Consider the following 8,986-nt stretch of genomic DNA (forward strand, 5'->3'; position numbering starts at 1 on the left):
CGGTGCAGTCGCAGACTAGCTAAGCGACCGCACAGTAACCACCCGTAGACGGCCACCGTCCGGTGACCGGCCACCGGTGGACGACTGCCGGGGCCACCCGGCCGACCGGCCGGGTGGGCACCACGCAGAACCGATGGGGAGCCCTGGTCTTTCAGGACCTCAGGCCGAAGCGGCCTTCTTGCCTCGCGTCGCTCCGCCGCGTCCCCGTAGGGTGACTCCGGACTCGCTCAGCATCCGATGGACGAATCCATAGGAGCGACCGGTCTCTTCGGCCAGCGCCCGGATGCTCGCACCGGAGTCGTATTTCTTCTTCAGGTCTGCCGCGAGCTTGTCGCGCGCGGCGCCGGTAACCCGGCTGCCCTTCTTCAGAGTCTCGGCCACCCGTGCCTCCTCATGGGAAGTGCGCTCTGGACTTCTCATGATCACCCCTTGCGCCCTTCCTGGCCACCCATTCGGCAAGGTCCATGCGAGGACCTTCATGCCCCGACATACGGCCACGGCGACCGGAATCACTCATTCCGGAGCCCGGCCTCAGCGCACCAAAAGAAGGATCCAAGGGAAGTAGCAGGTCAGAGGGGGTATGCCCAGGATCTGCTGGACAAATGCATGGATGACGACAATCGGACGAGCTCTCCGCCGGGGTATGAGACGTACTCACTCAGATGATGGATCACCCATGAGCCGAATGATCCATACCCAGTGGATCAGCACGACCCGGCGTACTCGGCGCGGCTCCGCCGGGCCACCCGGACCGGGCCGCCGCCCCGGAAGTCACCGCTCCGGGGCCGCCGATCCGGGGCCGCCGATCCGGGATCAGGCGAGGGTCACCAGATCCGCGTAGTCCGCGCCCCACAGGTCCTCGACGCCGTCCGGCAGCAGGATGATCCGCTCCGGCTCCAGCGCCGCCACGGCCCCCTCGTCGTGGGTGACGAGGATGACCGCGCCCTTGTAGGTGCGCAGCGCGCCGAGGATCTCCTGGCGGCTGGCGGGGTCGAGGTTGTTGGTGGGCTCGTCCAGGAGCAGGACGTTGGCGGAGGAGACGACCAGGGTGGCGAGCGCCAGCCGGGTCTTCTCACCGCCGGAGAGCACTCCGGCGGGCTTGTCGACGTCGTCGCCGGAGAAGAGGAACGAGCCGAGCGTCTTCCGCACCTCGACCAGATCGAGATCGGGGGCGGAGGAACGCATGTTCTCCAGGACCGAGCGGTCCGGGTCGAGGGTCTCGTGCTCCTGGGCGTAGTAGCCGAGCTTGAGGCCGTGCCCCGGGGTGACCTCTCCGGTGTCGGGCTTCTCGACGCCCGCGAGCAGCCTCAGCAGCGTCGTCTTGCCCGCGCCGTTGAGGCCGAGGATGACGACCCGGGAGCCCTTGTCGATCGCGAGGTCCACATCGGTGAAGATCTCCAGCGATCCATACGACTTGGACAGGCCCTCCGCCGTGAGCGGGGTCTTGCCGCAGGGCGCGGGCTCGGGGAAGCGCAGCTTGGCGACCTTGTCGGAGACCCGCTCGTCCTCCAGGCCGGCGAGCAGCCGCTGGGCGCGCTTGGCCATGTTCTGGGCGGCGACGGTCTTGGTGGCCTTGGCGCGCATCTTGTCGGCCTGCGCGTTGAGGGCGGCGGCCTTCTTCTCGGCGTTCTGGCGCTCGCGCTTGCGGCGCTTCTCGTCGGCCTCGCGCTGCTGCTGGTAGAGCTTCCAGCCCATGTTGTAGACGTCGATGGCCGACCGGTTGGCGTCGAGGTAGAAGACCTTGTTGACGACCGTCTCGACCAGGTCGACGTCGTGGGAGATGACGATGAAGCCGCCGCGGTAGGTCTTGAGGTAGTCGCGGAGCCAGACGATCGAGTCGGCGTCGAGGTGGTTCGTGGGCTCGTCGAGGAGCAGGGTGTCGGCGTCGGAGAAGAGGATGCGCGCCAGCTCGACCCGGCGGCGCTGGCCGCCGGAGAGCGTATGGAGCGGCTGGCCGAGGACCCGGTCGGGGAGTCCGAGCGCGGCGGCGATGGTGGCGGCCTCGGCCTCGGCGGCGTAGCCGCCCTTGGTGAGGAACTCCGTCTCCAGGCGCTCGTACTTCTTCATCGCCTTCTCGCGGGTGGCGCCCTGGCCGTTCGCCATCCGGTCCTCGTTCTCGCGCATCTTGCGGAGTACGGAGTCGAGCTCGCGGGCGGAGAGGATGCGGTCGCGGGCGAGGGTGTCGAGGTCGCCGGTGCGCGGGTCCTGGGGGAGGTAGCCGACCTCGCCGGAGCGGGCGATGGCGCCTGCGGCGGGGATGCCCTCGCCCGCGAGGCACTTGGTGAGGGTGGTCTTCCCCGCGCCGTTGCGGCCGACCAGGCCGATCCGGTCGCCCTTGGCGATGCGGAAGGAAGCGGACTCGATGAGGACTCGGGCGCCGGCGCGCAGCTCGATACCGGAAGCGGTGATCACGGACAGACTCCAGGGCGGTGGGAACGACGGAAGGACGGGCGTGGAGGCTTCGGCGCCGTCTAATGCGCAAGGAGAATGGCCATAAGGGCCAGTCTAACGGGGGCCTGCAAGTGGTTATCCCGGCTCGGACCGGGCCCGTGGGCGCGGTGCGCGGGGCACGGCAAGGGGCGGACGCTCCGGTGCGCGGGAGCACGGCCAGGGTCGGACGCCCGGCTGAGACTCAGCTCACACCGGGTGCGCGGGGGCGGGCACCGCGGAGGCCCCGCAGACGGCTGACGGGGGCCCTGGGCGGGCCCCCGTCAGCGGTCCCGGCGTCTCCGGTCCTCAGCGCCCACGGCTCTGAGCGTCTCCGGCCCTAAGCGCCTCCGGCCCTAAGCGCCTCCGGTGTGCACCTGGAACGCGGCCCGGCGCACGGCCTTGGCCAGGGCCGGATCGGGGTGCGCGGCGGCCAGGGCCACCAGGACCTGGACGGTGCGCGGGTGGCCGCCGGATCTGACCTCCTCCAGCAGCGCGGGGACGGTGCCCTGGACCGCGGAGTCCAGATGGCGCAGCAGCAGCTGGGGCTCCCCGTGATCGGCGACGGCCGCCGCGGTGTCGACCCAGAGCCAGGTGGCCTCCTCGCGGGAGAGGACGTCGGGGGCGTCCTCGGGATCCGCTCCCTCGTACTCCGCGAGCCACAGCAGGGCGTAGGGACGGAGCGAGGGCTCGTCCGCGACGGCGCGCACCTCGGCCTCGGCGGGGGCTCCGACGACCCGCAGCGCCTCGAAGGCGAGCCCGCGCAGCAGGGCGTCCTCGCCCCGGGCGACGCCGAGGAGTTCGGTCACGGCGCTGGAGACCGTACGCGCGGCCAGCCAGGCGCGGTACTCGGCGCGGGCGGGGCCGGGGGTGAGCCGGGCGCAGCCGCGCAGCATGTCGTCGGCCGACTGCTCGATATTGCCGGCCGGGCTCTGGGCGGCGACGCAGATCTGCTCCAGCTTGACCCAGACCGCCCAGTTGCCGAGCGGGGTGAGGGTGGCGGAGCGGCCTTTGTCGAGGGTGAGCGCGCCGACGGCGGAGAGCCCTTCGAGGGCCCAGTCGAGCAGGGCGGTGCCTACCCCGGATACGCCGTCCGCATCAGAGGCGTCCACCGCGGCGGCCGGACCGAGCGGGCCGGGCGTCCGCTCGTCCGTAGCCGCGGGGTGGTGGAGCGTGGCGATACGGCCGGGGGACGCGGTCTCCTCCCCCTCTTCCGCCTCCTCCCCCTCCTCCCCCCCTTCCACGGGAACGTGGACGGACGTGGACGCGCGGGCGGCGGGTCCGTGGCCGGCCACGGGCAGCGGCTCGGCCGGTGGGCCGTAGGGGACTTCGCAGCGCTCCTCGCGCAGTTCCGCGACGCGCTGCTCCAGCAGGTCCAGCAGCGCCGGCACCAGGACCGGTCCGGCGGAGAGCTGGAGCAGGGAGAGCAGCTGGGGCACTGCTTCCACGACCTCGGCGACGGCGGCGGGAGCGACGTCCGACGGGGCCGGGTGGATCAGGGACCAGGCGTCGAAGAGGGCGACCCAGCCGCGGAGCACGGCCATGTCGTCACGGTCCCAGGCGCGCAGCCGCCAGCCGGGGCGGGCGGTGTCGCCATGGAGTTCGACCAGGCCGGCGAGGCGGGCGCGGTCCCATCCGGCGCGTACCTGGCGGGGGGTCAGGCCGAGTGCCGCGGCGGCCCGGTCCCGGGCCGGGGCGGCGAGCGATGCGGTGCCGGGAGCCCGCGCCACGGCGGCCCAGCGGGCGATCCGTACGGCGTCGGCGAGGACTTCCCGCGCCTGGCGGGCCAGTTCCGCGGGGGGCGGGGTGCCCTCGGGGGGCCTTGGGGCCGGGCGGGTACGCCGGGTGGCCACGGCCCGCCGAGCGGTGGGCAGTGGTCGCGGGCGGACAAGACGGAGTCTGGAGTTGCGCGCCAATTGCTCATCAGGCTTTCGGGACGTCACAAGGTGCAGTCTTCCCGCTGACGGCCCGAAAGCCCAAACGGAACCCGGTGGGCATGGATTGGCCGGTCCTGGCGACCGTGGTGGCGGGATCTCGACGGGCCGCTGTCGCGGGGTCCGCGCGGGGGTCAGACCAGGGGGGTGAGGAAGCGGCGCAGGGCCTCTTCGTAGCGTGCCGGGTCGGCGTTCCACATGGCCGCGTGGGGGGCGTCGCGGACGGTGTGGAGGCTGACCAGGTCGGGTCGGCGGGCGGCGAGTTCGCGGGAGGGCTCCCAGGGGGCGAGGGTGTCCTCGGGGCCGTGGAAGATGAGGGTGGGAACTTGGAGGACCTGTGCGTCGGCGACCACGGCCGGCCGCTGGCCGTCGTACAGCCCGGCCCGGCCCCGAGCGGCTCTGACGGCGAGCGGGAGCAGGGCGGCGGGGGTGTGCCGGGCGGCGGCCAGGGCGCGCAGGGTGGCCTCTTTGTCGAGGACCGGGGAGTCGAGCACGAGACCGCGGACGCGGTCGCGGAGCGCTGAGTCGGCGGCGGCGTGCAGGGCCATGGTGGCGCCGGTGGACCAGCCGTAGAGGATCACCCGGCGCGCTCCGCCGCGGACGGCGAAGCGGAGCGCGGCGTCAAGGTCCCGCCACTCGGCGTCGCCGAGGCGGCCGAGGCCGTCGGGAGGTCTTGGCGCGTCCGGGTCGCCGCGGTAGCCGAGCCCCAGCACCGGAATGCGCCGGCTGTGCAGAAACGGAAGCAGGTTCAGCGGGTGCTCACGGGTGGCGCCCAGGCCGTGCACGGCGATCACCCAGGTGTCGCGGGGGCCTGCTGTGGACCAGGCGGGCAGCGGGCCGAGCTCGCCGGGGATGCTGACGTCGGTGTGGTCGATGCCGAGGGCCTGGGAGGGGCCTCCGGTGTAGAGCTGGGGGGTGAGCCGTACGCGTGCCCCGGTGATCAGGCTGCCGAGGGCGACGCGTTCCAGTCGGCGGACGACGGTGTCGGCGGAGTGCGGCACCTGGTCGAGCACGGGGCCGACGACGGCGTGTACGCCCGGTCCGTCGAGCCCGTAGGTGCCGGGGCGGCGGGAGGCGAGGCTGCGGGTGAGGGTCACCCGGTCCGGCTCGGTGGTGTGCACGGTGACCCGGGGGTCGCCGGGGAGGGGCCGTCCGGGGGCCGCCTTGAGCACGGCGTCGCTCGCGTAACGGCCGGCCGCGAACACGGCCGCGCCTACGCCGATCAGAGTGGTGACGGCTGCTGCCGCCGCTGTAGCCCGTCGCACGGTTCCAGTGTCGGCGCGGGGGCGCGGCCCTGCCAGCGGACGCCCCCCGGCCGTGGCCGTCCGCGCCGGCCCGGCCCGCCCCCGCGAAGGGTCCGGCCGCTCCCGCGAAGGGTCCGGTCAGCGGCGCTGGCCGTAGCCGCGGAGCTGTTCGGCCGCCTCCTCCAGCTGGGCGGGGGAGAGCAGCGAGGGCGTATGGCCGGGCACGGAGGCGGCGGTGAGCCATACGCGGCACATCCACTCCAGCTGGGCGGTGCGGTCGTAGGCCTGGTCGAGGGTGTCCCCGTAGACGACGGTGCCGTGGTTCCGGAGCAGACAGGCGGTGCGCCCGGCCAGGGCGCTCAGCATGTTCCGGGCCAGCTCAGCGGAGCCGTACAGGGCGTACGGGGCGACCCGGACGGGCCCGCCGAGCGCCGCGGGCATGGAGGGGACGGCCGGCAGCTCGGAGACCAGGGTGGAGACGGCCGTGGCGTGCACGGCGTGGGTGTGGACGACGGCCCGGGCCCCGGTGCTGCGGTAGACCTCCAGATGGAGCGGGAGCTCGCTGGTGGGCTTGAGCTCGCCGAGCACCTGCCGTCCGGCCAGGTCCACGGCGACCGCGTCCCCGGGGGCGAGCCGGTCGTAGGGCACCCCGCTGGGGGTGACCAGGACGAGGTGGCCGACCCTGGCCGAGACGTTGCCCGAGGTGCCCACCACCAGCCCTTCGGCCGCCGTTCTGCACGCGGTGGCCACCACGGCCCGCCATGTCTCTTCGATCGATTCTTGGCACACCTGTTCGGTCATGGAGCGATCCTGACAGCAGACGCCGTACGGTCACAGAGGGCGACCCGGGATGCCACAGAGGGAGAGAGCGGGCAGATCATCGGCAAAGGTGATGAAAGCCACTTCGTACCCCACAAAACCAGCCACAGCGGCCGTCCAGCACCGGCAAACACCAACCGGAGGCAGAAACCTCACTTGGGGACACCCTGAATCCGGCCCCAGTTCACCTTCCGTTCACCCAGGTTACTTACGTTCGCCGGGCCACTGACGTCCATAGATTGCCTGGGTAAATGGAACACATCACGCTGCTGCTCGCGATTGTGATCGTGACGGCTCTCGTGTTCGATTTCACGAACGGTTTCCACGACACCGCCAACGCGATGGCCACCACCATCTCGACCGGCGCCATGAAGCCCAAAGCCGCGGTGGCCATGTCCGCCGTGCTCAACCTCGTCGGCGCGTTCCTGTCGGTGGAGGTCGCCAAGACGATCTCCAGCGGCATCGTCAACGAGTCAGGCATAACACCAGAAGTGATCTTCGCGGCGCTCGTCGGCGCCATCCTCTGGAATCTCCTGACGTGGCTGGTCGGACTGCCGTCCAGCTCCTCGCACGCCCTCATGGGCGGTCTGATCGGCGCCACCATAGCCTCGGTCGGCGTCAGCGGCGTCAACGGCGGCACCGTGATCACCAAGGTGCTGATCCCCGCGATCGCCGCCCCGCTGGTCGCCGGAATCGGCGCGTATCTCGCCTCCCGGCTGACGTACCGGATCGGTCGGAACGCCGACACCAAGGCCACCGCGAAGGGCTACCGCGCCGGGCAGATCGCCTCCGCGGGCCTGGTCTCCCTCGCCCACGGCACCAACGACGCCCAGAAGACGATGGGCATCATCACCCTGGCGCTCGTCGCCGGCGGCGTGCTCAACCCTGGCTCGAACCCTCCCCTGTGGGTCATCGTCTCCGCCGGTGTCGCCATCGCGCTCGGTACCTACCTCGGCGGCTGGCGCATCATCCGCACCATGGGCAAGGGTCTGACCGACCTCCAGCCGCAGCAGGGCTTCGCCGCTCAGACCAGCGCCGCCAGCGTCATCCTCGCCTCCTCCAACCTCGGCTTCTCGCTCTCCACCACGCACTCCTGCTCGGGTGCCGTGATGGGCGCGGGTCTCGGCCGCAAGGGCGGCGTGGTCCGCTGGTCCACCGCCACCCGGATGTTCGTCGCGTGGGGTCTGACCCTGCCGGCCGCCGGTCTGGTCGCCGCGGGCTCTGAGTTCGTCACCCAGCAGGGCGACTGGGGCGTCGCCGTCGTCGCGGCCTTCCTGATCGCCTCCTCGGCCGCGATCTGGGTCTACTCCCGCCGCCAGGTCGTCGACCACACCAATGTCAACGAGGCCGACGAGGCCGGCGAGCTCGGCGAGACCGAGACGCCCGGTGTGGTGACCGCCGCGATGGCCGCCGTCACCCCGCCGCCGGCCGGCGTCCCCGCGCAGGACGACATCAAGACGACCATCCCGGCCCCCTCGGCCGCCACCTCCGAATCCGGCCCGGCCAGCCCGGCCGCGGTGTAAGGACAGATCAGCATGAAAATCGACTGGGTAGCTCTCGGCTCCGTCTTCGGCGTGAGCCTCGTGGCCACCGTCGCCATCGTGGGCCTGTTCACCCTGGGGATCGTCGGTCTGAGCAAGCAGGCGACGGCCACGGCCGGATCGGGCGGCGGCTCCCCGGCTCTCGCCCGCAGCGGCGCGTACCTCTGCTTCGCGCTCTGCCTGGCGGCCGTCTCCTACGGCATCTACCTGATCATCACCTGACGGCCCCCTCGGCGCCGTCGGGCACAGCGACCGGGCCGGTCACCCCTCGGGGTGGCCGGCCCGGTCGCGTATCCACGGCGCGAAGCCCCGTACCCCGCTCGGGAGCGGCACCGGCTGTGGTGCTGGGCACACTGTCCCGCCGCAGGTCAAAGGCAGGTTGACGGCTGTTCTCGGCGCATGGTGGACTGCCGGGGCCATTACGGCGGCAGCAGAGGAAGCCGGTGCGAATCCGGCGCGGTCCCGCCACTGTCACCGGGAGTGATCCCGGAAGCCAGGAACTCTCGCCGCCGATCACGTCGAACCAGGGCGCGGACACCCTGAGTGAGGACATATCGCCATGCCCGGCTCCGGTTCAGCCCCCGTGCCCACGCCAGCTCCGCCGTCGCGGACCGTCCGATACGGGATACCGGCCTGAATCGATGCGTGCCGACCGTGTCTTCGTGTACGGCGCCACCGCCGGTCTGATCGGCGATCTGCTGCTCGGCGATCCCCGCCATGGGCATCCGGTCGCCGCCTTCGGGCGGGCCGCGGACGCCGTCGAGCGGGTGCTCTGGCGTGATCACCGCGGCTGGGGCGCGCTCCACACCGCCGTGTGCGCCGGCGGCGCCGCCGCTGGTGCCGCGCTGCTCGCCCAGGGGGCCGGGCGCAGACCCGCCCTCTCCGTCGCGCTGACCGCCGCCGCCACCTGGACGGTCGTCGGCGGCGCCTCGCTGGGGCGGGAGGCCCGCGCCATCGGGGCCGCGCTGGCGGACGGCGACGTGGCGCGGGCCCGGGAGCGCCTGCCCCATCTCTGCGGGCG

The 8,986-nt window shown here is 72.4% G+C and carries 8 protein-coding genes and 1 riboswitch; of the genes, 3 read left to right on the forward strand and 5 right to left on the reverse strand.

Translation table 11 applies throughout. The features are described from left to right. Window positions 1-159 precede the first annotated feature (159 nt). The 5 genes from FF041_RS15800 to FF041_RS15820 all read right to left on the reverse strand — a co-directional run bounded on the left by FF041_RS15800 (window position 160) and on the right by FF041_RS15820 (window position 6,406). Complete coding sequence (locus tag FF041_RS15800; RefSeq protein ID WP_006123601.1) at window positions 160-381, reverse strand: helix-turn-helix domain-containing protein; 222 nt, start codon at window positions 379-381, stop codon at window positions 160-162. 432 nt (window positions 382-813) lie between these two features. Further along, window positions 814-2,412 (reverse strand): ABC-F family ATP-binding cassette domain-containing protein, encoded by a 1,599-nt coding sequence (locus tag FF041_RS15805; protein WP_323372518.1) that lies wholly within the window; start codon window positions 2,410-2,412, stop codon window positions 814-816. 371 nt (window positions 2,413-2,783) lie between these two features. Then, a complete protein-coding gene (locus tag FF041_RS15810; RefSeq protein ID WP_323391913.1) occupies window positions 2,784-4,280 on the reverse strand; it encodes a hypothetical protein in 1,497 nt (498 codons plus the stop codon). 215 nt (window positions 4,281-4,495) lie between these two features. Next, on the reverse strand, window positions 4,496-5,626 hold the full coding sequence (locus FF041_RS15815; RefSeq protein ID WP_323391914.1) for an alpha/beta hydrolase: 1,131 nt from the start codon (window positions 5,624-5,626) through the stop codon (window positions 4,496-4,498). Window positions 5,627-5,743: 117 nt separating this feature from the next. Continuing rightward, on the reverse strand, window positions 5,744-6,406 hold the full coding sequence (locus FF041_RS15820) for a class II aldolase/adducin family protein (RefSeq protein WP_153523407.1): 663 nt from the start codon (window positions 6,404-6,406) through the stop codon (window positions 5,744-5,746). A gap of 269 nt (window positions 6,407-6,675) precedes the next feature. On the opposite strand from FF041_RS15820, the gene FF041_RS15825 reads away from it, so the two are divergent. From FF041_RS15825 to FF041_RS15835, 3 genes are all read left to right on the forward strand, one after another. After that, complete coding sequence (locus FF041_RS15825) at window positions 6,676-7,947, forward strand: inorganic phosphate transporter (RefSeq protein WP_153487729.1); 1,272 nt, start codon at window positions 6,676-6,678, stop codon at window positions 7,945-7,947. Between the two features lie 12 nt (window positions 7,948-7,959). Then, the gene (locus tag FF041_RS15830) at window positions 7,960-8,187 is read left to right on the forward strand and encodes a hypothetical protein (RefSeq protein ID WP_153523408.1); all 228 of its coding nucleotides are present in this window, start codon (window positions 7,960-7,962) and stop codon (window positions 8,185-8,187) included. 164 nt (window positions 8,188-8,351) lie between these two features. Then, a riboswitch (cobalamin riboswitch) is annotated at window positions 8,352-8,490 on the forward strand. A 116-nt stretch (window positions 8,491-8,606) separates the two neighbouring features. Next, window positions 8,607-8,986, forward strand: a 380-nt coding sequence (locus FF041_RS15835; RefSeq protein WP_194292051.1) for a cobalamin biosynthesis protein, incomplete at its 3' end; no start/stop codon positions are given.

Origin of the sequence: Streptomyces jumonjinensis (assembly GCF_009600885.1) — a bacterium.
Taxonomy (GTDB): domain Bacteria; phylum Actinomycetota; class Actinomycetes; order Streptomycetales; family Streptomycetaceae; genus Streptomyces; species Streptomyces jumonjinensis.

What these genes read in the sequence shown, in the direction of transcription:
- FF041_RS15820 (WP_153523407.1), bottom strand. Translation starts at nt 6,406, where the DNA reads ATGACCGAACAGGTGTGCCAAGAATCGATCGAAGAGACATGGCGGGCC.
- FF041_RS15830 (WP_153523408.1), top strand. Translation starts at nt 7,960, where the DNA reads ATGAAAATCGACTGGGTAGCTCTCGGCTCCGTCTTCGGCGTGAGCCTC.
- FF041_RS15825 (WP_153487729.1), top strand. Translation starts at nt 6,676, where the DNA reads ATGGAACACATCACGCTGCTGCTCGCGATTGTGATCGTGACGGCTCTC.